The sequence below is a fragment of the Porphyromonas sp. COT-290 OH860 genome (assembly GCF_000768935.1).
Classification (GTDB): Bacteria; Bacteroidota; Bacteroidia; order Bacteroidales; family Porphyromonadaceae; genus Porphyromonas.
Genome location: NZ_JRAR01000040.1, coordinates 1 through 25,299 on the forward strand (window position 1 = coordinate 1; position 25,299 = coordinate 25,299).

Annotated in this window: 19 protein-coding genes; 9 read left to right on the forward strand and 10 right to left on the reverse strand. The window is 50.8% G+C overall.

What is annotated here, in order from left to right; all coding sequences use genetic code 11:
* Nucleotides 1–136: 136 nt before the first annotated feature.
* A complete protein-coding gene (locus HQ41_RS04140) occupies nt 137–964 on the reverse strand; it encodes a hypothetical protein (protein ID WP_044188317.1) in 828 nt (275 codons plus the stop codon).
* A gap of 283 nt (nt 965–1,247) precedes the next feature.
* Here HQ41_RS04140 and dgt point away from each other — a divergent pair, with 283 nt between their 5' ends.
* Both dgt and HQ41_RS04150 read left to right on the forward strand, forming a co-directional pair.
* Complete coding sequence (gene dgt, locus HQ41_RS04145; RefSeq protein WP_044188360.1) at nt 1,248–2,582, forward strand: dGTP triphosphohydrolase; 1,335 nt, start codon at nt 1,248–1,250, stop codon at nt 2,580–2,582.
* Nucleotides 2,583–2,651: 69 nt separating this feature from the next.
* Nucleotides 2,652–3,302, forward strand: coding sequence for a hypothetical protein (locus HQ41_RS04150; RefSeq protein WP_152567334.1), 651 nt, complete (start codon nt 2,652–2,654; stop codon nt 3,300–3,302).
* A gap of 96 nt (nt 3,303–3,398) precedes the next feature.
* Here the strand turns inward: HQ41_RS04150 and HQ41_RS04155 are convergent, their stop codons facing one another.
* The 7 genes from HQ41_RS04155 to HQ41_RS04185 form a co-directional block, all read right to left on the reverse strand.
* Nucleotides 3,399–6,569, reverse strand: a complete 3,171-nt coding sequence (locus tag HQ41_RS04155; protein ID WP_044188321.1) for a TonB-dependent receptor — start codon at nt 6,567–6,569, stop codon at nt 3,399–3,401.
* A 140-nt stretch (nt 6,570–6,709) separates the two neighbouring features.
* Nucleotides 6,710–7,252 (reverse strand): 30S ribosomal protein S16, encoded by a 543-nt coding sequence (locus tag HQ41_RS04160; RefSeq protein ID WP_044188324.1) that lies wholly within the window; start codon nt 7,250–7,252, stop codon nt 6,710–6,712.
* Between the two features lie 157 nt (nt 7,253–7,409).
* Nucleotides 7,410–8,909: a histidine ammonia-lyase gene (gene hutH, locus HQ41_RS04165; protein WP_044188327.1), complete on the reverse strand. Its 1,500-nt coding sequence runs from the start codon at nt 8,907–8,909 to the stop codon at nt 7,410–7,412.
* Nucleotides 8,910–8,931: 22 nt separating this feature from the next.
* Nucleotides 8,932–9,558: a cyclodeaminase/cyclohydrolase family protein gene (locus HQ41_RS04170; RefSeq protein WP_044188330.1), complete on the reverse strand. Its 627-nt coding sequence runs from the start codon at nt 9,556–9,558 to the stop codon at nt 8,932–8,934.
* Between the two features lie 40 nt (nt 9,559–9,598).
* Nucleotides 9,599–10,858, reverse strand: coding sequence for an imidazolonepropionase (hutI, locus tag HQ41_RS04175; RefSeq protein ID WP_044188333.1), 1,260 nt, complete (start codon nt 10,856–10,858; stop codon nt 9,599–9,601).
* A gap of 4 nt (nt 10,859–10,862) precedes the next feature.
* Nucleotides 10,863–11,768 carry a glutamate formimidoyltransferase gene (gene ftcD, locus HQ41_RS04180; RefSeq protein WP_044188335.1) on the reverse strand — a complete coding sequence of 302 codons (906 nt, stop codon included), beginning with the start codon at nt 11,766–11,768 and terminating at the stop codon, nt 10,863–10,865.
* 49 nt (nt 11,769–11,817) lie between these two features.
* Nucleotides 11,818–13,812 (reverse strand): urocanate hydratase, encoded by a 1,995-nt coding sequence (locus HQ41_RS04185; RefSeq protein ID WP_044188337.1) that lies wholly within the window; start codon nt 13,810–13,812, stop codon nt 11,818–11,820.
* Between the two features lie 142 nt (nt 13,813–13,954).
* On the opposite strand from HQ41_RS04185, the gene HQ41_RS09620 reads away from it, so the two are divergent.
* Nucleotides 13,955–14,179, forward strand: coding sequence for a hypothetical protein (locus HQ41_RS09620; RefSeq protein ID WP_152567335.1), 225 nt, complete (start codon nt 13,955–13,957; stop codon nt 14,177–14,179).
* A 564-nt stretch (nt 14,180–14,743) separates the two neighbouring features.
* Here HQ41_RS09620 and hemN read toward each other — a convergent pair.
* Nucleotides 14,744–16,126: an oxygen-independent coproporphyrinogen III oxidase gene (gene hemN / locus HQ41_RS04195; protein ID WP_235316904.1), complete on the reverse strand. Its 1,383-nt coding sequence runs from the start codon at nt 16,124–16,126 to the stop codon at nt 14,744–14,746.
* A gap of 132 nt (nt 16,127–16,258) precedes the next feature.
* On the opposite strand from hemN, the gene HQ41_RS04200 reads away from it, so the two are divergent.
* From HQ41_RS04200 to HQ41_RS04215, 4 genes are read left to right on the forward strand one after another with little or no spacing between them, the layout of a single operon-like run.
* Complete coding sequence (locus HQ41_RS04200; protein WP_044188342.1) at nt 16,259–17,062, forward strand: outer membrane protein assembly factor BamD; 804 nt, start codon at nt 16,259–16,261, stop codon at nt 17,060–17,062.
* Nucleotides 17,063–17,080: 18 nt separating this feature from the next.
* Nucleotides 17,081–17,410, forward strand: coding sequence for a DNA-directed RNA polymerase subunit omega (locus HQ41_RS04205; RefSeq protein ID WP_044188345.1), 330 nt, complete (start codon nt 17,081–17,083; stop codon nt 17,408–17,410).
* 13 nt (nt 17,411–17,423) lie between these two features.
* A complete protein-coding gene (locus tag HQ41_RS04210) occupies nt 17,424–17,888 on the forward strand; it encodes a DUF4293 domain-containing protein (protein ID WP_044188347.1) in 465 nt (154 codons plus the stop codon).
* A gap of 40 nt (nt 17,889–17,928) precedes the next feature.
* Complete coding sequence (locus HQ41_RS04215; protein WP_044188349.1) at nt 17,929–19,122, forward strand: saccharopine dehydrogenase family protein; 1,194 nt, start codon at nt 17,929–17,931, stop codon at nt 19,120–19,122.
* Between the two features lie 88 nt (nt 19,123–19,210).
* On the opposite strand, the gene HQ41_RS04220 is transcribed toward HQ41_RS04215, so the two are convergent.
* Nucleotides 19,211–19,663: a hypothetical protein gene (locus tag HQ41_RS04220; protein WP_044188352.1), complete on the reverse strand. Its 453-nt coding sequence runs from the start codon at nt 19,661–19,663 to the stop codon at nt 19,211–19,213.
* Between the two features lie 609 nt (nt 19,664–20,272).
* On the opposite strand from HQ41_RS04220, the gene HQ41_RS04225 reads away from it, so the two are divergent.
* Both HQ41_RS04225 and HQ41_RS04230 read left to right on the forward strand, forming a co-directional pair.
* Nucleotides 20,273–23,440 (forward strand): TonB-dependent receptor, encoded by a 3,168-nt coding sequence (locus HQ41_RS04225; RefSeq protein WP_044188354.1) that lies wholly within the window; start codon nt 20,273–20,275, stop codon nt 23,438–23,440.
* Nucleotides 23,441–23,519: 79 nt separating this feature from the next.
* Nucleotides 23,520–24,989, forward strand: coding sequence for a RagB/SusD family nutrient uptake outer membrane protein (locus tag HQ41_RS04230; protein ID WP_052405279.1), 1,470 nt, complete (start codon nt 23,520–23,522; stop codon nt 24,987–24,989).
* Nucleotides 24,990–25,299: the final 310 nt, after the last annotated feature.

Here is a 25,299-nt window from a genome sequence, read left to right on the forward strand (position 1 = left end):
CGTCGGCAAGCCTTGATACTAGAAGGCGTTTTGTGTGTCCTCATATACCTTAAACTTAAAAGGGTCTGCGCCAAAATCAAATTTTGACACAGACCCTTTGGCTATCCATATTGATGCGATCGAACAGATAATCTAGCTACCGTATACGGCGAGGTAGATAGAAAGACTCCGACCCATCGCCTCGCTCATCTACACGAGGGAAGCCCTTAGTCTTGAACTTAATCATCTTATTTTCTGGATAGAATGTAGCCTCCTCCGTCCAATACTTATTGCCACCATTTGCCTTGATCTCGCTCTCGTCGGTGAGCACACGGCTAAAGATGATTTTATTGCCACGTGTATTGTACGAGCCCTCGGCATGACGATAGGGAGCATACCAAACAGCGGGATCGTTGTCGTACATCTTGAACTTACCGCTATAGATATCGGTCGGCTTATCATCTTTCTTCTTGGGATCGGCGAAGAGCTTAAAGCCACGAATACCCGAGGGACTTGGCAACGTCTGCCAAGCTGTACCTCTCAGCCCCGGCGTTAGGTAGAAGATATCCCCTTGCTTACCATCACCCCATCCGAAGAGGAAGTTCTTATTTTCAAAGGTTAGCGTCCACTTCGTCGCATCGATTTTGGCTCGCTCAGTGTAACTCGCTATGGGCTGCGGGCCTATTGGCCTACCTGCATCATCGACTTTCTGCCCCAACTGACCTCGTAGGATGAGCGTATTGCGCTCAAGCTGGTAGGTTCCCTTGGAGCCGGTAAAAGGTGCAAAGCCAGTGTGAACAGCATCGTAGTATACCTCAAACTCTTTATCGGAGGTAAACCTGATGGTCAGAGGAGTTCCCTCTGCCGACCAATGCTGCCCTTTCAGCGATGTTTCGATACGCGGATACTTAGGCTTCGAATCTCCGCAACCAACCAGTCCTATACCAATGAGGACGAGCGTCAGAATAGTTAATACCCTTTTCATACTGTCTAGTGGTTTATGTTATACTTAAATATCAATAATCCTCAGCCTTGGCTCCTAGAGATCGCTCCACTTGTGGATCGTGGAGCGTCTGTTACTAGACACTTAACGGCTTGTAAAACCGACAAATTGTGGATCGAGGGGAAAAATATAATTCACAGAAGCAATATCCTACCTCCTCAAAGCGACATATTGCCCATGAGGCTGAGGAAATCGGAACATGACTGTATGGAAATCTTTGTACCTTTGGCAGAAATATATAGAATAGCAGTATATGGATCAAAGTATGTGCTGGCGTCGGTTGCTATCGCCTCGTAGGCTTGGCTCCGAAACCAGACAAGGTGCGGCACCAGACTCTACACGTAGCGACTTCGAGCGTGACTACGATCGCCTCGTCTTCTCGCCACCCTTTCGCCGTCTACAAAACAAAACACAAGTCTTCCCTCTACCCGGCAATATATTCGTGCACAATAGACTAACGCACAGCCTCGAAGTGAGCTGCCTTGGCCGTTCGCTGGGCAACATTGTCGCTGAGGGGCTAGAAGCCAAGTATCCTGATGCGAGGAACACTCCTTTCCGAGCCATTAGCTCGATCGTCAGCGCTGCTTGTCTGGCGCACGACATGGGCAATCCCCCCTTCGGTCATAGTGGCGAGCGTGCTATCGGCGCATACTTCCGAGAGGGGCGAGGGAGGCAGTGGCGTGAGGAGATAGAGAAGGAGGGAGGCCGCTGGACGGACTTCTTACAGTTTGAGGGGAACGCCAATGCTTTTCGCCTGCTGACACATCAGTTCAAGGGAAGAAGGCCCGGCGGCTTTGCTCTAACCTACAGTACTCTCGCCAGCATCATCAAATATCCATACAGCAGTGAGCAGAGTGCTCCCAAGGGCAAGTTTGGGTTCTTCCAGACAGAGGAAGGCACGATGCGTCAGCTCGCTGACGAGCTAGGACTCATCAAGCTCTCCGATCAGCCGCTCTCCTACGCCAGATATCCACTTGTATATCTAGTCGAGGCTGCCGACGATATTTGCTATCAGGTGATGGATATTGAGGACGCATACAAGCTACATATCCTATCACGCGAGGAGGCTTCTACACTACTGCAAGCCTTTTTTTCTGACGAAGATTTGGAGATACTTGCCCAACGCCTCAGCCAAATCGGGGACCCCAACGAGCAAATTGGCTACCTGCGTAGTAAGGTCATTAACCTCTTGGTTGAGGAGGCCGCAGCTATCTTCCTCGAGTACGAAGGGGAGATCCTAAGAGGTCAGTTCGACGGCGCCCTGATTGGCCGCCTCTCCCCTCGCCTCAAAGAGGCATACAGAGCTTGTAGCGAGGTCGCTTGGGCACGGATATACTGCGCCAAGGAGGTACTAGATGTCGAGTTGGCAGGACATCAGATCTTCGGCTCTCTGCTGGATAAGTTGCTCGAGGCGCTTCACCACCCAGACTATACGTATAGCAAGGCTCTCTTGGGGCGAGTCAGCTCTCAGTACGACACGGCACAGACTACGACCTACGGACGTATCCAGTGTGCTCTAGACTATATCTCGGGTATGACCGATATCTACGCCCTAGACCTCTATCGCAGGATCACGGGCATGAACCTGCCGGGGATCTAGCTAGACGACTATGATCATGAATAGACAAGTAATTTATTTACCCAAACAGAAAAAATACCACTTAAGAAAATGACAAAAAAAAGCAGTTTGCTAGCCCTCGTGGTTCTAGCACAGACTTGGGGATTATCTTCAATAGAAGCTAAGGCACAAGTTCGTCCACAGCGAGCCGTGCAAGTAAGTGTAGCAGCTCAGAGCAAAGGATTTGAGCTGTCGTATGAGTATCGCCCCGACTTTGCCAATAGGCTCCTTGGTTTCAAGGGGTTTGTAGGCTACGGCATGCAGAAAACGACCGGCGGCACTTGGACATTCACGACGCATTACCTCAACCACAAAGAAAGCTTCGAGAAGAGATCTCTTATTTCAGCTCCAGACCACAATGAAGTTTCATTCGGGGGTGAAGTCAATATCCTACTCGGGGGGCGTAGGCACGCCGCCGAGATAGGTGCTGGTATAGCAGTAGATCACTTCAGCCATGCGATGAACTATTACTCCAAACACAAGGATCTAGGAACTCACCCCAAGCTCAAGACTTTAGAGCAAGCTAAACCCTCTAAGTGGGCGTCTCATGCTTATCTGCGCGCAGGTTATAGATACACGCACGGCAGCGGTCTGATGGCTGGTATTGGGATTAACTACCTCCAGCTCCAAGGGCCATTTACCTACTTCTACTCATCTACACAGAGCTGGATGCCATATCTGATGCTCGGATATGCCTTCTAGAGGCTGAGCACAACCCTCCCCAAACGACTACGGGCTGAGTACTAGAAATAGTACTCAGCCCGTAGTCGTTTGGGAGCGCTAATGCGCTTGGGTTCATTAGAAGATATACTTCACTCCAATCTGTGCTCTCCAGCGAGAGTCGATATTGGCCTGCTCCCAAAGATTCTTGAGAGGCGTGAAGGTGTACTTGCCACCTCTGAAGCCAAGTGGGTTGATAGCATCGTACTGTACATAATAGCTCTGACCCCATGCACGATTAAAGAGGTTACCTAGGTTGATAACATCGGCATTGAGCTGGAGTGTATGGCGACGACCACCCACATTGAGGAAGAAGTCCTGAGCAAAGTGGAAATCAATCTGATTGACAAAAGGCGTTACCAAACCATTACGCTCAATGAATGTACCTCTGTGCTTGGCAATCTCAGGATTGTTGTTGATGAACTCCTTAAACTGCTGCTTCTGCTCATCTGCTTCTGCCAGAACAATCGTTTTCTTCGTGCTTGGGAGGAACGTCGTACGCTTAGTAAATGGCATGGCATCGATCTCGGCATCGGTAGGTACATAGAGGAGGTCATTGCCTCGAGCGCCATCGCCATTGAGGTCGCCATTAGTTACTACGCTGAAACGGTTACCACTCTGACCATTGTAGATCAGACCAATCGTCGTAGCGAAGTGTTTAGCATACTCTACACGATAGCTAAGGTTACCCACGATGCGGTGACGCATATCGAAGTTACTTAGGTAGAGCTCGTGCTCCTTGTCGCCATAGAATCCTTGGTTGTACTCCCAAGTACTCTTGGCTTGGCTACTTGCCCCGTCATTAACGCTCATGGCACGACCATAGGTGTAGGCGATAGATGCGCTTAGACCGAAGGCAAAGTCCTTGCTCAGAGTCGTCGTAACGTTATAGGTATACCCCTTGTTCGTATTGTCGAGTAGAATGATGTCGCTGAAGTTCTTGCCATCTACCTGCTCGTAGAGAGGACGCTCTAGCGATCCCTGCTTGAGGGTCTTGTCGGTAGCTCGATAGTTGAGGTTCCTCACCACAATGTTGTTGAGGTTGTGCGTATACATACCCTCTACTACAGCTTTGACGTCACCGGGCAATAGAGCCTCGAAGGCAAGGTTGAAGCGAGCAACCTGTGGGAATTTGAAGTTCTTAGTGATGAGGTCGATTTCCGAAGTACGTGTCTGAGCGAACTGGCTATTGACATCAGGATTGAAGCGTAGATCCTTGGCACCCTTACCACTTAGGCGTAGACGAGTGAACTCAAGCCCTGTATTGCTGAAGCTATTAGACACCCATACGAATGGAATACGGCCAGTGAAGATACCAGCACCCCCACGGAGCAAGAAGCGACGCTCTTCGTCGATCTGATAGCGGAAGCCAAAGCGTGGCGACCAGAGAGGTGTAGCCTGTGGCATCGTGTGGTTCTGCACGCCGTACTGCTTGGCGATATCGCTACCGTTGAACTTATCATTTGCTCTAGGCTGCTCGAAGAAGAGTGGCAGATCCATACGCAAACCAAGAGTCAAACGGAGCTTAGAGTTTACCTTCCAGTCGTCCTGCACATAGAAGCCAAGCTGAGCTGCCTTGAAAGCGGGTGCATAGCGTGGGTCTTTCGTTACATTGACGTCGGCAAATGAGTAATCGTACTGGTCGGGGCCTTCCTCCTGTGGTGTCCCAATCTTGAAGAACTTATCGAGTGTATCGTAGCGGTACGAGCCGTAGTTCTCACGGATAAAGAGGTTCTGCATCTGGAATAGCTCGTTGTGCGTACCGAAGGTTAGGGCGTGGTCGCCGATATTCCAGTTGAAGTTGTTGGTCAGTGTGAAGATATCTTGGTCGAGGCGGTTAGCCATAGAGAAGCGCTCCGTGCCAAAAAGTACGCTTCTATTGTCGTCGATATTCACCTGAACGTGTGGGAAAGGCTTGCCGTCTGGTGTGCGGAAGTCACGTACACGAGTGTAGCCGAAGCGGAACTCGTTGTTCATGTTGCTACCGAAAGTCGAGTTGAGCTCAGTGACAAGCGAGTGCGTCTTGTTGTTCATCGTATAGCCATTGTCGTTGAGGCGAAGCTGATTGCGCGAACGACCGAAGTTGAAGCGGCTACCTTGTACATAACTATAGCGCACGTTGAGGCGGTGTGCTTGATTGATGTTCCAGTCGATACGGGCTAGAGCCTTGTAGTTGGTCGTAGGAATGTCCTTCTTGGCGTAGCCTCCGCCGTCATATCCGCCAGAGATCTTCTTGATATGCTCGATGATTGGGTCAATGTCCTTGGCTTCGATAGCAGATCCATCACCGACGTTAAACGAAGTCTGAGTATTGCGATCTACATATTCGCCATTGACGAAGAAGAACAACTTGTCCTTGATGATTGGACCGCCGAGCGTGAAGCCGACTGTATTCTCAAACTGCTTATCCAATTTCTTACGCTTGGCCACATCGGCACCAGAAGTCGTCCCGTAGAAGTCCTGATTGTGGAAGTAATCGTAGGCAGAACCCTTCCAAGTGTTGGATCCACTCTTCGTAATAGCGTTGATCCCACCACCAGTGAAGCCACCTTGGCGCACGTCGAATGGAGCAATCACCACCTGTAGAGCATCAATCGCCTCGAGAGAGATAGGGTTAGCACCCGACTGACCGCCATTGGTCCCAGAGCTAGAGAGCCCGAATACGTCGTTATTTACAGTACCATCAATCTGGAAGCTATTGTATTTGTTGCTACTGCCCGCAAAAGAAATCCCAGAGCTCGTTACATTGGCCTGAGGTGTGAGCTTGGCAATATCCATAACGCTACGGCTAACCGAGGGGGTACGGTCAATCGCTGTGCGGTTGAAGCTGCTGGCGGCACCAGTACGTGTGGCATTAAGGCTGTGACTTCTGGAGCCAGTCACGACAACCTGCTCTAGAGCCTTGGAGTCGTCCTTGAGCTTAACGTTGATCGTCTCGGTATCCCCAAGTGATAGCATCACGTTGTTCATCACTACGGTCTGATATCCGATATACGAGATCTCGATCGTATAAGGTCCACCGGGGCGAAGTCCTTGTAGGTTGAAGTTCCCTTTTACGTTGGTGGCTACACCATACACCGTGCCAGTAGGGATATGTTTGGCCACGACAGAAGCACCAATCAAGGTTTCCTTGGTCGCAGCATCGGTAATCGTACCATTGATCCCGGAGGTCGTCACCTGAGCATCAAGCCCAGTGTAGCAGACACCGAGTAGTACGAAGGCCAAAAGGCGAAGTAGATGTTTCTTCATAAGGAATGAAAATTGAGAATAAGTAATTGTGACTATTAGCCCTGAACAAAAAAAAGCGACGGATGCAAGTCTACTCCCCTGTGGGAAGTGCCATGCATCCGTCTATTATGACTAAAACATCGGCTTAACCGTTTGAATGATTATTCGGCTGATGTTTCTTCGGTGCTCTCTGCAGTTGTTTCTTCAGTAGCCTCGGCGGCTGCTTCTGCAGCTTCCTTAGCGGCTAGAGCTTTCTTCTCTGCTACCTGAGCAGCCTTAGCCTTGTTTGCAGCCTGCTCTGCTTCGAAAGCAGCCTTGGCAGCATTGAGCTTTTCCTGCTGGAGGTTAGCCTTGATCGTACCGAGAGCAGCTTCGCAGCTCTTGGTCCAAGCCTCAAACTTAGCCTGAGCAGCCTGCTCGTCGAAAGCGCCCTTCTTGATACCACCCTGTAGGTGCTTCATCAGAAGTACACCCTCACGAGAGAGTAGGTTGCGAGCTGTGTCGGTAGGCTGAGCACCGTTAGTAAGCCAATAAAGTGCGCGCTCGAAGTTCAAATCTACTGTGGCAGGATTGGTATTTGGGTTGTAAGTACCAATCTTCTCAATAAACTTGCCATCTCGTGGCGCTCTACTGTCTGCAACGACGATCTTATAGAAGGCATAACCCTTGCGACCGTGTCTTTGCAATCTAATTTTAGTTGCCATTAAAAACGTTGAATTTAGAAATCTTGCTTGCATTATTGCTTAGCGAGTGCAAAGGTACGGCTTTATATCCTCATACACAAGAGCTAGCTGGAGCCTAACCCCAAGGTTATAGGCGGAGATATGACCGATCGTCCGCCGCTCATATCTTCTAGAGAAGCTACATCTGCAAGAAAGGGTAGATCTGTACGAAGCCGTAGGCACGCTCGATCTGCTCGTACATCACTACATCATCTTCTATTCTGGGGACAACCCTGCGGAACTCGCTGAGCAGATCCTCCAATACTGGTGAGGTCGTCGCAGGGCGACGGAACTCAAAAGCCTGAGCCGCGTTCATCAGCTCAATACCGAAGATCCGGTAGAGGTTGTCAATCAGAGGCAGCAGCTTAGTGGCTGCATTGGCACCCATAGATACATGATCCTCTTGATTGTTTGAGCTGACAATAGAGTCGGACGAAGCGTTGAAGCAATACATCTTATTCTGGCTAACCATTGAGGCTGCTGCATACTGTGGGATCATCAAGCCAGAGTTGAGGCCGGGCTTAGCCACAAGGAAGTCTGGCAATCCTCGCAGGCCAAAGATGAGCTGTGCTACACGGCGCTCGGAGATATTACCCAGCTCTGCCAGTGCCAAGGCGAGGAAGTCATAGACCAAGGCAAGTGGCTGTCCGTGGAAGTTCCCCCCCGATAGGATCATATCTTGCTCGGGGAAGATGGTTGGGTTGTCCGTCACGCCGTTGATCTCGTCCTCGACCACACGTCGCACATGAGCGATGGCATCATAGGACGCTCCGTGCACCTGTGGGATACAACGAAACGAATAAGGGTCTTGCACGTATGGCTTAGGCTCTCGAATGTGTGCACTCCCCTCTAGGATATGCCTTATATGCCGTGCCACCTGTATCTGCCCTTGGTGGTTGCGTATGGTATGTAGCTCCTCGGTGAATGGAGCGTCGAGCCCATTGAACCCCTCGAGCGAGAGAGCTGCTATGCTACTGCTCATCGTCATCAGTCGCCTAGCGTGTATGAGTGCGTAGACACCATGTGCAGACATAAACTGAGTGCCATTGAGCAGAGCTAGCCCCTCCTTGCTCTTGAGGGTGACTGGCTCAATGCCTGCCTGAGCCAGTGCCTCGCTAGCAGGCATTCGCTTGTCTTGATAGTACACTTCGCCCAAGCCAATGATCGGGAGGAAGAGATTGGCCAGTGGCGCAAGGTCGCCAGAAGCGCCCAGAGAGCCACGGTCGAATACAACGGGCGTAACGTCCTTATTGAGCATCTCGATGATCCACTCGACGGACTGGAGCTGTACGCCACTATGACCCAAGGATAGAGCGTGAGCCTTGAGTAGGAGCATCAGGCGCACGATCTCTCTCTTGACTTCTCGACCAGTACTACAAGCATGACTCTTAATGAGGTTCTCTTGTAGTGTAGTCAGATCCTCTAGCGAGATACTCCTATTACATAGGGAGCCGAAGCCCGTGGTAATACCGTAGAGGGGGCGATCAGATCTAGTGACCTTATCGTCGAGATACTGCCTACAACGCTCAATGTTTTTCACAGCTTGTGGAGCGAGCTCCACCCTGAGCGGCTGGAGGACAAAAGCCTCCAGCTGCTCAATGGTGAGAGCCACATCGCCTACAACGATCTTGTTTTTCATAATGACAGGGGATAGTTCTAGATCATTGTAATGATGTTTTCGTCTGCTCAAAGACCGCACGCTCTCTGGCGATCGCATCGGCCTCTAGGCGATCGGCCTCCTCGGCAAGAGCACGCACGAAGGCTTCGTCTGTGATTGAGGTCAAGTTGATACGTACGTTGAGCAGTGCTCCCAACACGGCGGTGCGTGCACACATCATGGCCACACAGCCGTCGGTAATCGCATTGCTATTGCCTTTGGCTACGACGACCTCGGCCAAAGAGAGCAACTCATGCGCACGCCGAGCCACTGCCATCGGTATGTTGGCTGCGAGCTTGGTGCGCTCTTGGATTTGTGCGGTACGATAGGCCTTCTCTTCGTCTGTTTCTTTGGGTAGCTTGAAGGCCTCGAAGACCAAGCGATAGGCATCGCTATCTCTGTCAATGTCCGCCACTAGCTCCGTGCGTAGCGCCTCAGCCTTGCTCGCTAGCTGGCGCATCTCCTCCTCAACCTCGACATAGCGTTTTTTGCCGATAGTCAAGTTGGCCACCATCTGTGCTAGCGCCCCAGCAATAGCCCCATTAAGGGCTGAGATACTCCCCCCTCCGGGTACTGGCTCCGAGCCAGCAGTCTCGAGGATAAAGTCTTGTAGGTTTAGATCTTTGAGCATTGTTTATAAGATTTTAATCGTTGATTTGCGTGTAATGAGGTTAAATCACGGGATAGCGGACACCACTCTTAATGGTATCTCGCACCAAGTTCATACCGAAGTGATAGGAGAGGAATTTATACGAAGGGAAGCGAATGATCGCCATATCCGCCTCTTTGCCCACCTCGATGCTTCCGACACGATCGGCACGCCCAATAGCGGCAGCACCATTGATCGTCAGAGCCGAGATAGCCTCCTCGACCGTCATATTCATATAGATAGTCGCCAGAGCGATCATCAGAGGGACAGAGGACGAGAAGCAGCTACCGGGGTTGAGGTCAGAGGCCATCGCTACGGCACAGCCTGCATCAATCATTTTGCGTGCTGGGGCATAGTCCGCCTTGAGGGAGAAAGCGGTACAGGGCAATACCGTGGCCACCGTCTGGCTCTTGGCCAGAGCAGCGATACCCTGCTCCGAGATCTGGAGCAAGTGGTCTGCCGAGAGGCAACCCAGCTCTGCGGCTAACTCCGTTCCGCCGAAGGGGACGATCTCATCGGCGTGCATCTTAACCTCGAAGCCCATCGCCTTGGCTCCCGTCAGGAGTGTGCGTGTCTGTTCGTGGTCGAAGACACCTCGCTCGGTGAAAATGTCGCAGCACTCGGCCAAACCTCGAGCCTTAACCTCTGGCATCACCTCTTGGAGCAAAAAGTGAATGAACTCCATCTCCCGCCCCTTGTACTCGGGAGGAGTATCGTGCGCCCCCATAAAGGTGGAGTAGATAGAGAGCGGATGCGTCTGCTCTAGCTCGGCTGACGCCTCCAGTTGTAGCAGCTCGGTAGCCAAATCCATACCATAGCCACTCTTAGCCTCTACCGTAGTTACTCCTTGGCGGAGCATGGCGTCTAGATGATCTCTAGCCGAGGCGACGAGCTCCTGCTTGGTAGCCTTACGGGTGGCACGCATTGTGCTGGCTATCCCACCACCTCGCTCCATGATACTCATATAGCTATCGCCTCGCAGCCGCCACTGAAACTCGTCTTCTCTATATCCGCCGAAAACCAGATGCGTGTGGCTATCGACAAAGCCCGGGAGCACACAGCAGCCCGCAGCATCTATCTCGTGGCAGCCTCGCACATCCTGCTCCGACACGCCCGACATCGGACCCACGTAAGTGATGATGCCCTGACGAGCGATGACAGCCATAGGCCCCTCGAAGACGCCTATTGCATTCATCTGCTCGGCTCCTCGTTTAGCTCCTCGCCCCTCGCAGGTCACTAGCTGAGCGATGTTTTTGATGAAGATATTGCCGACAGGTTTCATCGCCTTACTCCATAATCTTGTTTTCGAGTACTTGGTCTATGGAGAACTGCTCGAGGCCGAGGTAATACTCTGCTACATCAATCAGAGCAGCCATAGGCACTAGCCCTACGATCTCTGCTCCTACGACCTCCACGCCATAGCGGCGAGCCTCCATACGCACCATCTCGTGAGCTCGATAGAGGGCTGTCTTGGTGAAGTCTGTAAGATTCATAGACACCTGCGTGATGCCTCGGTCGGTTAGCTCGACTCCCATAGCCTTACAGAAGCGCAGCCCCCCACCGATGAAGCGAACTTTCTTGGCGATGGCAGAGGCGATGTCGAGATTGGACGTGCTTAGATTGACGTTGTATGCTACGAGGGGCATTCGAGCTCCTACAGCGACCGTACCACTAGTGGGGTGGCGATGTGCTGGGCCGAAGTCTGGTCGCCACTCCTCTTGCTTGATCTTCTCCTCCATGCCCTCAAACTCGCCCTTGCGAATATTGGCGAGGTTCTCTCTGTGGGCTGCCGAAGCTGACTTCTCATAGAGGAATACAGGAATGTCGTAGCGACTCGCAATCTCTGCGCCGACCTCTTTGGATAGGGCAATGGCGTCCTCCACAGTCACATTCTTGATCGGTATGAAGGGTACTACGTCTACCGCCCCCATACGAGGGTGCTGCCCCTCGTGCTTGGTTAGGTCAATGTGTTTCTGGGCAATACCTATGGCCTCTAGCACTGCGGCCTTGAGCGGCTCGGGTTCGCCTACCACAGTTACCACCGTGCGGTTGTGGTCTTCGTCACTGCTATAGTCTAGTAGCCTAACGCCCTCTGTCGCACGGAAGGGCTGTACGATTAGCTCGATCGTTTCTTTGTTACGGCCTTCACTGAAGTTAGGCACACACTCCATTAATCTTTTTACAGTTGTCATCGTGGTGTGATTAAAATATGAATACTGTGTTTGTATTTGATTGCTTGCATTATCCAAGTAGGCTATCCAGCAAGGCATCATCTACGAGGTAGGGCAGAGTGATGTGGTAGCCTTGATTTGCGTGCGTTTGGTTAAACTCCTCGGAGGTACTCATAGCATTGCGGTTGCGCGCCCACGAGCGTCGAGCCACGCCGCCCATCACGTCCCAGAGCATAGCCGTACGTAGTATCTCGTCTACACGCTCCGAGCCGTCGAGCACCATGCCGAAGCCGCCGTTGATGCTCTTGCCTATGCCTACGCCGCCGCCATTGTGCAGGGCTACGAGGCTCATACCTCGGGCTGCGTTGCCTGCGAAGCACTGCACCGCCATATCGGCCATGACGTTGGAGCCGTCCTTGATGTTGGAGGTTTCACGGAAAGGCGAGTCCGTGCCTGCCGTGTCGTGATGATCTCTACCGAGCATGATAGGGCCAACCTTGCCCTCTCTCACCATTTGGTTGAAGCGCAGAGCTATCTGCTGCCTACCTACGGCATCTTGGTAGAGGATACGTGCCTTGGTCCCCACGACTAGGGCATTCTGCTCGGCATCTCGTATCCATATATAGTTGTCCCTGTCTTGCGCTCGCCTATTGGGATCTATGCACGCCATAGCCGCTTGATCGGTGGCGTGCAGATCCTCGTCCTTACCCGATAGACACACCCAGCGGAAGGGGCCATAACCATAGTCGAATAGCTCTGGCCCCATGATGTCCTCGACGTAGCTTGGCCAGATAAAGCCGTCCTTGTCGTCGATGCCATTCTTGGAGATTTCGTGGACTCCGCTATCGTAGATCGCCTTCATGAAGGCATTGCCATAGTCGAAGAAGTATGTCCCTCGAGCCACAAGGCCCTTGATTACCTCATAGTGCCGCCTTAGACTACGGTCTACGGCAGAGGCGAAGGCGTAGCGATCTTCTTTGAGGAGCTTGGTACGCTCCTCGAAGCTCAGCTCCACTGGGCAGTAGCCCCCCTCGTAGACAGCATGACAGCTCGTTTGGTCGGAGAGTAGATCTATATGTATGCCTCTCTCTAGAGCATACTCTAGGAGATCCACAATGTTGCCATGGTAGGCGATAGAGGTGGGGGCACCGCTCTCTAGCCCTCTCTTGGCTACCTCGAAGGCCTCGGGGATCGAGCAAGCGATGTGCTTGACCCAGCCCTGCGAGTGGCGGGTGATAATGCGTGAGTAATCGACCTCTGCCGTGATCGACACCGCCCCTGCGATATCGGCAGCCTTGGGCTGAGCTCCACTCATACCGCCCAGACCAGAAGAGATAAAGAGCTTACCCGCCAGATTGCCTCCCGAAGGGATATTCAATCGCTGGCGCCCAGCATTGAGTAGCGTATTGAATGTGCCGTGTACGATGCCCTGTGGCCCGATGTACATCCAGCCACCAGCGGTCATCTGTCCATAGTTAGCCACACCCATTTGGGCTGCTATTTCCCAGTCTTTGATGTTGTCGAAGAGGCCAATCATCATCGAGTTGGTAATGATGACACGAGGGGCATCGGGCTTGGAGGCGAAGAGGCCTAGCGGGTGTCCGCTCTCGATGACTAAGGTCTGCTCATGGGTAAGTTCCTCGAGGTATTTCTTGATTAGGCAGTACTGCATCCAGTTTTGGCAGACCTGACCAGTCTCGCCATAGGTCACAAGCTCGTATGGGTAGAGGGCGACATCGAAGCATAGATTATTGTCGATCATCACTTGGAAGGCTTTACCCTCTAGACACTTCCCCTTGTATTGATCTACGGGCTTGGCCTTGAGGTCGCCTTGGGGGCGGTAGCGGTAGCCATAGATTTTACCTCTAGTTTGGAGCTCTTCTAGAAACTCTGGGGCTAGCTTTTCGTGTAGCTCGACAGGGATATACCTTAGGGCGTTTTGTAGCGCCACCCTTGTTTGGGCTGGCGTTAGACGAAAGCCTCTGTCGGGGGCACGGCGAATCCCCTCCTCAAATGTCGGATATTGAGGCAGGCTGGACTCTAGTGTGAAAATTTTGGCGTCCATTACTGTGTATTTAGTAGATTACTATTCTGTATCCAGTCTTCACAAGCTCGGGATCAGTTCTCTAGCGATATTATAAGGGTAGGAACGAGAACCCCGAAAACGCTTCGCAAGGTAAGAAAATAAGTCGTCTAAACAAAAAGAAATGCTAAAAAACATACCACATATACCGATAGGCAACTTTGGGTCTTGCCCAGCAGCCGTCCCCAGTATCAGCAACGCAGTACATCATCGCCCTATAGCTCTCTTGCTCATCATACTTGCCTGCATATATCTCTGCCGTATAGCGGTACCACAAGTAGAACAAGTAGAGTCGAGAATGGGCAAACTTATACGTCCGTTCGTCTACTTTTTGGTTAAGGAGTGTTAAATATTTAGCAAGATATTTAGCAAGATATTTAGCAAAACAAGTCAAGAGTTTATAAAGATTTATGCGGTGGCTACAGATGATTGATGGGCAGATTGATGCGGATTGATGGGCTAATCCGCTGCGGTGTGTCCACCGATCTCAAAGAATTGATGGGAAGAAATGAGGAGAAATATGGTACTAGCACAGAAAACCGCCCCTGAAACGATTTTATCAAGCTGGTTATTAGTATATTATAAAAGGTGCGTTTTTAGCGGATATTTTCATTCAGGCAAGGGGGAAGTACCTCAATAAGGCCGAACGCAATCTGGAGCCTGCTAGAGGCCAAATACGAGGTCTGTACAAGTTATCCACCACTTATACATGCTACCCCATCAAAACTAAGCAGTGTGGCCTAAAATATAAATTGGGAGTTAAAGCATGTAAACGAACCCTAGGGTCAGGCTACGCCGATTCGTAGACACGAAAAAAAGGGGTGCAGCATGGTGCATAGATCGGCGAGCCTCTAGCGACTCCACAATCTGAGCACGATGCAGCACCGCCCTCCTAGAGAAACCTCCGTTTGCCCTAGAGCGTCCGAGAGTATTGCCCCGAGGCTGGTGTGTAGGCAGGGTCAAATGCCGCTGCAATAGGGCGAACCACCAACATACCAAGAGGATTGACCTCGATCGCCTTAGGCGAGAGTGTCAGCAAACCATCAGCCATTTGTGCGGAGAGCTTACCCGAGTCGAACTGTGTGATGCGGTAGAAATCCTCCAAACCTAGGCCATAGCGCTCGGCAAGCTCGGCAAAGTCTAGGCGCCCATTGCACATGATCTCGTTGATCGCCTCACGGATCATACGCTCGTTATCGGTCAGCTTGTACCCTCGCTCTATGGGCAGGCGCCCAGACTTAACGAGCTCGACATAGAGCACAGAGCTCTTGACGTTTTGGGCGTATGCACCATCTAGCTGGCTAATCCCCGAAGCACCGAAAGCATAGACCTGCCCAGCTGTGCGCCTCGTATTATAGCCTTGGAAGTTGCGATGCAGGTCGCCCGCCTCGAGGGCTCGAGAGAGATCGTCATCGGGTAGGGCAAAGTGATCCATACCGATAAGGTTGTAGCCAGCCTCGGTCATCTGGCGCACCGTTTGGGTGAGCATCTCGATCTTGTCTGCCCCTGTGGGTAGTGGGTAGCGCTCGAGTAGCTTTTGGTTGGCATTGAACCAAGGGACGTGTGCGTAGGAGAATGTAGCCAGTCGGTCGGGGCGCAGCGCTATGATCTGCTCCACATTCTCCCCAAAGCTAGCAAGGGTTTGTAGGGGCAATCCATAAACCAAATCTATATTGACGCCTGAGAAGCCCGAGGTCTTGATATAGGGGAGCAGCTCCTGCACTGGGTGCATAGAGGGCAGACGGTTAATCGCTTTGAGGACATCTAGATGAAAGTCTTGAATGCCCAGACTAATGCGGTTGAAGCCTAGGCGACGTAGCTCATCGACATGCGGATAGTCGAGGTAGGCGGGGCTGCACTCTATGGCGATCTCGGCGTCCTCGGCGAAGGTGAAGACCTCCCGCAGGGTAGACATGATTGCCTCTATGTATTCGTAGCGAATAGAGTTGGGCGTCCCTCCACCCCAGCTAACCTGCGTGACACGTCGGTCGGGGCTGATGTGTGGCGCTATCATTCGGATCTCCGAGAGCACACATTGTACATATTCGGCGATCTTATCCTCTAGCGGATACTGCACCGTATTGCAGCCACAGAAGTGACAGCGCTGTCGGCAAAAGGGGATATGGATATATATGGATATGTTCTGTGGCTGAGCTGTGTTGGACGCCTCTACGGCCTCTAGGTAGTCTGCACTGGCAAAGTCGGGCGCGAAGCTCGTCGCAGGCGGATAGCTGGTGTATCGAGGCACGGGAACATCATATTTGTGTAGCAGGGCCTCTGTAATATTGATCATCATATACCCCAAAACACGCCCTACGTACGTTTTTGTTTAGAGAGCTAGAGAATCATTGAAGGACTAATTGGTCGGAAAATATTACCTTTGTCCCTACTTTGAGTAGTACATTAGGCTCGGAGTGTTTATTTGAGTATGAGAAAATTATTGAGCATTTGCTGGGCAATCATCTTGCTGAGCTCCTGTGCCGAATACTATCGTGTACAGAAGTCGCTAGATGTATCGGAGCGATACTCCTATGCCAAAAAGAGCTACAACGAGAAGAAATACTCTCGTGTAGTGGCCTTGCTGGAGGACGTGCTCCCCTCACTGAGCCGAACCTCCGAGGGGCCTCAGTGCACGTACCTAATGGCAGATAGCTACTTCAATATGGGTCAGGAGGCCGAGGCCTCTCGCTACTTCCAGACCTACTACACGAGCTACCCCAAGAGCCCCATGGAAGAGGAGGCTCGCTACAAGTCTGGCTACTGCCTCTTCAAGGCATCGCCCGAGGCACGCCTCGACCAGACAGATAGCTATGGGGCGATCAAGGAGCTGCAAAGCTACCTAGACTTCTACCCCGAGGGCAAGTACAAAGAAGAGGTACAGAGCATGCTCTTCGAGCTACAAGACAAGCTCGCCTATAAGGAACTACTAGCCGCTCGGCTATACTACAACCTAGGCAACTACCTAGGCAACAACTATCAGTCCGCCGTAGTGACGGCACGCAATGCCCTCAAAGACTTCCCCTACACCAAGCACCGTGAGGAGCTGCTCTATCTGGTGCTACAAGCCAAGGGCGAGGAGGCCGAGCAGAGCGTGCTCGCCAAGCAGCAGGAGCGAGTGCGTGAGGCCATAGACCACTACTATGCGTACCTCAACGAGTTCCCCGAGGGGAAGAACGCCAAGGCTGCCACGCGCATCTATGAGCGCATGAACAAACTATTGATCAAGGAATAAGACAATATAAAAAGGATAATGGATTACAAGAAATCAAACATCCCGCACAATACGATCAGCCGTGATATGGTACGTATGAGCGAGGACACTGGCAACGTCTACGAGACCGTGATGATCGTGGCCAAGCGTGCCAACCAAATCTCTCAGGAGATCAAGCAGGAGCTAGAGGCTAAGCTACAAGAGTTTGCCACGATCTCCGAGGATCTACTGCAAGAGGTGCAGGAGAACCGTGAGCAGACCGAGGTATCTCGCTACTACGAGCGTCTACCCAAGCCCACCCTCATCGCAGCCAAGGAGTATGAGGACGGCGAGCTCTACCACAACGTAGCTGGACGCATCAAGAAGTAAAAGCCCCAATGCTATGTGGCAGAGAATACAAACGGTTTGGCTCGTGGCAGTAGTCATCTTGATGGCACTCTTCGTTAGCCAACCGTTGGTGCTATTTACCCTCCCCGACCAGACACATCTGCTCGGGGCATGGGGCATTACCGACCTCTCGGGCATGAAGACCTACTACTCGGCTTGGCCAATAGGTGTGCTGGGCATACTCGACGCCCTGATAGCCTTGGTTAGCATATTCCTCTATAAGGACAGCACGAGCCGCACCTTCCAGATCCGTCTAGGGACGCTCAATGTCCTCTTGATGATTGGCCTGCTCCTCTATATCGCTTTCGTCGTCTGGAGCTATAGCAGCAGCGCCTCTGCCGAGATAGGTATCAAGGCGTGGCTAGCTCTGCCTATGATCAGCATCATACTACAACTACTGGCCGTACGTGCCGTGCTCAAAGACGAAACGCTCGTCCGTATGTCCAATAGACTACGCTAGAACAAGAATATTAACCAACTAAAGCATTATATACAAGCCTATGGGAAGAGTGCTCATTATCGGCGCCGGCGGTGTCGGCACTGTAGTAGCCAAGAAGGTAGCGCAGAATAGCGATATCTTCACCGATATTATGCTCGCTAGTCGCACCAAGAGCAAATGCGACAAGATCGCCTCTGAGATCACCAACGTCAAGATCAAGACGGCGGCAGTAGATGCCGACAATGTGCCAGAGCTGGTAGCTCTGATGAAGGAGTTTAAGCCAGACCTATGTATCAACGTGGCCCTACCCTACCAAGACCTCCATATCATGGACGCTTGCCTAGAGGCAGGTGTACACTATCTCGATACAGCCAACTACGAACCTCTAGACGAAGCTAAATTCGAGTACAGCTGGCAGTGGGCTTATCAGGATAAGTTTCGTGAGGCTGGCCTGACGGCTATCCTCGGCTGTGGCTTCGACCCCGGAGTAACGGGCGTCTTCACTGCTCACGCTGCCAAGCACCACTTCGACGAGATACACTACCTCGACATCGTAGACTGCAATGGCGGTGACCACCACAAGGCTTTCGCCACCAACTTCAACCCCGAGATCAACATTCGTGAGATTACTCAAAAGGGTAAGTACTGGGAGAATGGCCAGTGGGTAGAAACAGAGCCTCAAGAGATTCATCTGCCACTCACCTACCCCAACATCGGCGCCCGCGAGAGCTATCTACTCTATCACGAGGAGCTAGAGTCGCTGGTAAAGAACTTCCCCACGATCAAGCGTGCACGCTTCTGGATGACTTTTGGACAGGAATATCTGACGCACCTACGTGTGATGCAGAATATTGGCATGACTCGTATCGATCCTATCATGTACAATGGTATGGAGATTGTGCCCATTCAGTTCCTCAAAGCCGTACTGCCCAACCCCGGTGAGCTCGGAGAGAACTACACGGGCGAGACCTCTATCGGCTGTCGCATCCGTGGCATCAAGGACGGCAAGGAGCGCACCTACTATGTATGGAACAACTGTAGCCACCAAGCAGCCTATCAGGAAACAGGCGCACAGGGCGTGAGCTACACCACTGGTGTGCCCGCTACGATTGGTGCTATGATGTTTATGAAGGGACTATGGCGCAAGCCCGGCGTGTACAACGTCGAAGAGTTCGACCCAGATCCATTCATGGCCGAGCTGATGGTACAGGGATTGCCTTGGGAAGAGAAGTTCGACATCGACCTAGAGCTCTGATTAATCACTGAATAATATAAAATACTGTGGGCGTACTAAGCTAAATTGCTAGTACGCCCACAGTATTTATTACACTTAGTATATAGGGCTAGTTTGCCCGATTGATGTAGATGACTCGCTTGGACTGCTTGTCACGAATAGCCAAGACTTGCTTCTTGGGTTCCGTGAGTAGTAGCCAGCATGAGCCTCCACCCTTGAGTCCGAACCAACCCAAATACCCTAAGTAGCCACCTGTACCTAGCCACCAGACCGTCAATTGATCCCAGATTGGCGGCTCGGGAGCTACTTCGTATCGACTAGCAGGGAAAAATATGGAGCAAGCCACCAGACGTAGCTGTACGCCGTCGGGGGTTACTTCGTAGTAGACAGGGCTAAGCAAAATAGGCACGATGAAAACCAGTGCCAGAGCGGCATTGAGCACGATGAGCCAACGAAACGTATAGGGCATAGTGAATATCCCATAGAGGAAGCACACAAAAGCGATGACACCAATAGCAGTAACGACTTTGGCACTCGTCCCATATTTGAAATAATATCTCATAATGATAATAAGCACTTGAGTGATACGACTTCTTTGCTTCTGCAAAGCTCGACATTCTAGAGAAGAAATACAATAGCCTCAGCCATAGCACCCTACCCAACAGGAGGTATTACCTTGCTAGACATGAGCAGAGGAGGCCCGAGGAGTAATCGAGCTTGATAATTTTACATGCCATATAGGATGACCTATTGCAGATAATTTCTTTTTCTGTGTATGGTTTATTAGGATATTTCCAATGCGATCGCATTTGCCCAAATATCATTAAAAAGAACACAAAACGGCAGTGTTCGATTTCCAAAGTGTGTCAAAAAGTTTGGTTTATTAGATTAAATACGTTAAGTTTGCCATAACGTATTACACATATTGAAGGAGATTTCTCCGTTTGCTACAAGCACAGACATTTTTCGTGCCCATCATCTTCGTTTCGAGTTCGCTCTAGATCTCAGCCAGATCTCTGCACTTGATCCCAGTACGTCGAGATAGATGTACTCATAAGGTACTCAACTTAGTTTAGTCTTACGTCACAGATGTAGGGGCTCGGCTAGATATTACTTAATGGTATCATCATTGTGTGTTTTTTCGAATGCAGTTTTTTACCAAGTTGAATGTATGAAAAAGGGATTTTTATTCTTAGCGTTCCTATTCTGTAGTATAGGAATGCTATTGGCTCAGCAGCGTACCGTCAAGGGGGTAGTGACTTCCAAGGCGGACGGACAGCCTGTTATTGGAGCCTCTGTGGTGGTCAAGGGTAGCCCAACGATTGGTGGAGCGACCAATCTAGATGGTCGTTTTACTTTCAAAGTACCAGACGGTGCCCAGACTCTGGTCGTTTCCTACATTGGCTTCGTCACTCAAGAGGTGCCAATCAGGGCGACAGACATGAAGATTGTTTTGGTCCCCGACTCCAAAGAGCTCGACGCTGTGATGGTTGTGGCCTACGGTACAGCCAAAAAGAGTTCATTCACGGGGTCGGCAGTGGCCATCGACAAAAAACAACTAGAGAAAGCTCAGGTAGCCGACGTATCTAAAGCTCTAGAAGGTATGGTACCCGGCCTACAGGTTTCGTCCTCCACTGGTCAGCCCGGTGCAGCAACGACGCTACGTATCCGTGGTATCGGCTCGATCAATGCTTCCTCAGCACCTCTGATTATCTTAGACGGAGCTCCCTATACAGGCGACCTCAATGCGATTAACTCTCAGGATATCGAGAGCCTAACGATCCTCAAAGATGCCGCCTCCGCCGCTCTCTATGGAGCTCGTGGTGCCAACGGGGTGATCTTGATTACTACTAAATCAGGTAAGGACGGTCGTCTTGCTGTGACATTCGATGCTCGTGTCGGGATTAACCAGCGAGGTGTCCCAGAGTACGATGTGCTCACCAATCCAGGCGAGTACTACACCTTGATGTGGGAAGCTCTGCGCAATGGGCAGCTCTACTCAGGCACTAAGGGAATGACACCTGAGAAAGCTGCGACTTATGCTTCGGAGAATCTAATCTCAGAGCTCGGCTACAACATCTATAAGGGTGTGGCAGACAATGCCGTCGTAGACGTCAATGGCAAGCTCACATCTAATACTGCAATTAAGTATGAGGATGCAGCGGACTTCTCCGATTGGGCTAAGCACCTCTACAAGCCCCAAATGCGTCAAGAGTATAACCTAAGTGTCACGAGAGGAGTAAGCAACAACAACATCTTCTTCTCGGCAGGTTACCTCAACGATGAAGGATTCAATCTAAGCACTGGCTTTGAGCGTATCTCATCTCGTATCTCCTACGACTCCCAGCTCTATCCTTGGCTCAAGATGGCAGCATCTACACAGTTCTCTCACACGAAGCTGAAAAATCAGATGACTGAGCAAAACAACTTCTCAAACACCTTCGCATGGACTCGTATGATCGCACCCATCTATCCTGTCTACAAGCACGATGCCGATGGACGGATCATGTACAAGAATGGCAAGCCTGAGTACGATGGTGGTGAAGTACGTGCTGGAATCAATGGGAAGCGTGCCTACTCTACCTTAAACATCGTAGAGCAACAGCAGCGTAATAGAACGCTTGTGGAGAAGACCGCCTTGATCCAAAACATGAGAGCGGACGTCAATCTGCCATGGGATCTAGCATTCAATACAACGGCTACCTACTCCTCTATCTGGGATAAGACAATTGCATACTACAACCCAGAGGTTGGCGACGGCCTTACCTACAACGGATTGCTAGGACGCTACCATGAGCGTGACGAGTCGCTCAACTGGAACCAAGTGCTCTCGTGGAATAGGAAATTCGACGACCTTAGCCTACAAGTGCTCCTCGGTCACGAGTCTTTTATGCAGACGCTCACCTTCGATCATGCAGAGAAAACCGACTTGATCGACCCTAACTCCATGCACTTCAAGTCTGCCAATAAATTTAGAGATCTCGTTAGCTGGGATCGCAAGTACCGCCTAGAGGGTTACTTCGGTCAGGTAACAGCCGACTACGCAGACAAGTACTATCTATCTGCAAGTCTACGCCGTGACGGATCTTCTATCTTCGCTCCTGATAAGCGTTGGGGGACATTCTGGTCTGTCGGCGGTTCGTGGCGCCTCAAGGAGGAGAGTTTCCTCAAAGGCGTTAAAGCAATCAATAACCTGAAGCTCCGTGCTAGCTATGGTCTCCAAGGTAACGACTTCCTCTTCCTACCAGGCAAGAATCCCCCTGTACGTGCCTACACGCCCTACGAAGATCTTTACGAGTTTACCTCTGATGGCAATAGTGCTTCGCTCAAGGGAGTTTACAAGGGTAATAGGGATATTACATGGGAAAAGAATGCCAACCTAAACGTGGGGCTTGAGTTTTCCCTATTCAATGGCTATCTCTCAGGGGAAATTGATTTCTTCAACCGCACGACCTCTGATATGCTCTTCAATCTGCCTACGCCCTCGACCACAGGTTTCTCTACCAAACCAGTCAATGTGGGTAGCATGACTAATACAGGTTGGGAGTTTAGTCTAAACTCTAACGTCTATCGCAGTCAGAAGGTTAGTGTTACCCTTGGTGTCAATGGTACGACCTACGTCAATACAGTGCTTGACCTACCCGAGGACTTCAAGGAAAATGGTATTACACAGGGTAACCGCATCATCAAGGAGAACGGCAGCATCTACGACTACTATCTCGTGCCCTTCGCAGGCGTAGACCCCAAGAATGGGGATGCGCTCTACACCGTCTACGACAAGGATACCAAGAAGTATGTCCAGAAGAACCAGAAAGGCTATACAAGCGACCTAAAGAGCCGTAAGTTTGCTGGCTCCGCGATCCCTAAGCTCACTGGTGGTTTCTACGCCAATACACGTGTCTACGACTTCGACTTCTCCATCCAGTTTGCATATCGTCTAGGCGGATATGTCTACAACTCGGCCTACTCCTCTCTCATGTCCTCTGGGAAGGCTGGTACCAATTGGCATGTGGATATCCGTGATCGCTGGACTCCAGAGAATACCAATAGTAAGATCCCTCGTCTAGATGTAACGCTACAAGGGGTATCGTCCGATAGATTCTTGCAAGATGGCTCGTACCTCTCACTCAGAAGTGTATCGCTTGGGTACAACCTACCTAAGTCTGCATTGGAGAAAGTGCGCCTCAAGTCTGCTCGTGTCTATTTCGCTGCAGACAACGTAGCCCTCTGGAGCAAGCTCAAAGGATTTGACCCCCGTCTAATGATTTCGGGAGATCAGAGCTACTCGGTGAATAGTGCCATCCGCACGCTGTCACTTGGTCTTAATGTGGGTCTGTAGATGTGCATTGAAGAAATACTTGCAGCACCCATATTGGGGATAAAACGAAGTAATATAAATATTTAGGTTGAAGACTAATATGAATAAGATATTATTGCCACTAGCCTTGGGGGCACTACTGCTGTCTTCTTGTGCGAATGACTTCCTCTCCACAGATTCGACAGAGTACCTCACCAAAAGCGATAGAGACAAGAAAACTAAGGACACTAAAATCCTAGAGAAGTTTTCCAGCGCTGCACTTGTGGCCACATACAACGTTTTTGGTGGCTCCGAGGGAACTAGCCACGACGACTTTGGACTCAAGGCTTTTCACCTTGCTACTGATATCATGTGCGAGGATATGCTCATGACGCAGCGTAACTGGTTTATTTTCGACTACGAACATGGTAACAATCAGGCTCAATATCGTCGTACGAACTCGACTTGGAAGATGTTTTATAAGGCAATCTCAGATGCCAATATCATTCTACACGACTACTACAGCGAGGAGAAAGACGATCCAGACTACAAGGCTCTCAAGTCTGTACCACTTGCCATAAGAGGCATCTCTTTTTTCCACTTAGTAAACTTCTATCAGCATACTTACAAGGGACACGAAGATCTTCTCGGGGTACCTCTACAGCTTGAGCCCTCGGAGAAGAAATATCCACGCGCCAAGGTATCTGAGGTCTACAAGCAGATCATAGCAGACCTAACCTATGCTGCCGACAACGGAGCAAAGACGCCTAGCGACAGAGTGGATATTGACAAGTTTGTAGCTGCTGCCTACCTAGCCAAGGTCTACGCTCAGATGGAGGATTGGCCCAATGTCGCTAAATATGCTGCTGTAGCCAAGGAGGGAGCTGCCGATATGGTTTCCGAGCCCGGCCGCTCTTGGGAGATTGGGGCCGCTGACATCCTATGGGGGCACCAGATCACGGGTGTGAATACAAGCCTATGGGCCTCATATCCCTCTCATATGGACCCTCTACAGCTGGGCTATGCGGGGAAGAATGGAGCTTTCAAGTCGATTCACAATAAGCTCTACCAGAAGATCCCTGCTACAGATAGCCGTCGCAAGCTGTTCTTGCACGATAAGGATAATAAGGAAATCTTCGCGAAATATACGGCTCTGCGTCCTAAACTGGCAAACTACGACCAAGTTAAGTACTCAGGTACACCCGCTGGCATGACTGGGGACTATGTCTATCTCAGAGTGCAGGACCCAATCCTACTGGAGATAGAAGCCCTGAATGAGACTGGTGAAACCGCCAAGGCAGCCACCCTACTTAACGAGTTTGTGGCGAAAAGAAATCCAAACTTTGCGGCGCCTACAGAGCAGAATGCTCTACGTGAAGAAATTCGCTTCCAACGCCGTATTGAGCTTTGGGGAGAAGGAACGAACTGGTTCGACATGAAGCGCTGGAAGCTCATGATCAATCGCAACGTAGAGGGAACGAATCATACGGTTAAGGTAGATATTGCTACCGATGCCCCCGGTTTCTTCCATGCACTGCCACAGAGTGAGCTTGATGCTAATCCACTACTTGAGCAGAATACCATTGTATAGCTAAACGCAACACCAGTTTAGCCTAAAGTAGGACACGGGGCTGTGGCAAACAAATTTTGCCACAGCCCCTTTTAGGTGTTTAAGGATGTGCAAAATACAAGCCGAATGAGGCAAGCGACACAGCAGTTTGTGCATTATGACACATTGCCGTGTTCTTTGTTTTACTGCAATGTATATATAGGCTACACGTGGGAGCCTAGGCTCTGGAGGCAAGGGTCTGTGTCAAAATTTGATTTTGGCGCAGACCCTTTTAAGTTTAAGGTATATGAGGACACACAAAACGCCTTCTAGTATCAAGGCTTGCCGACGG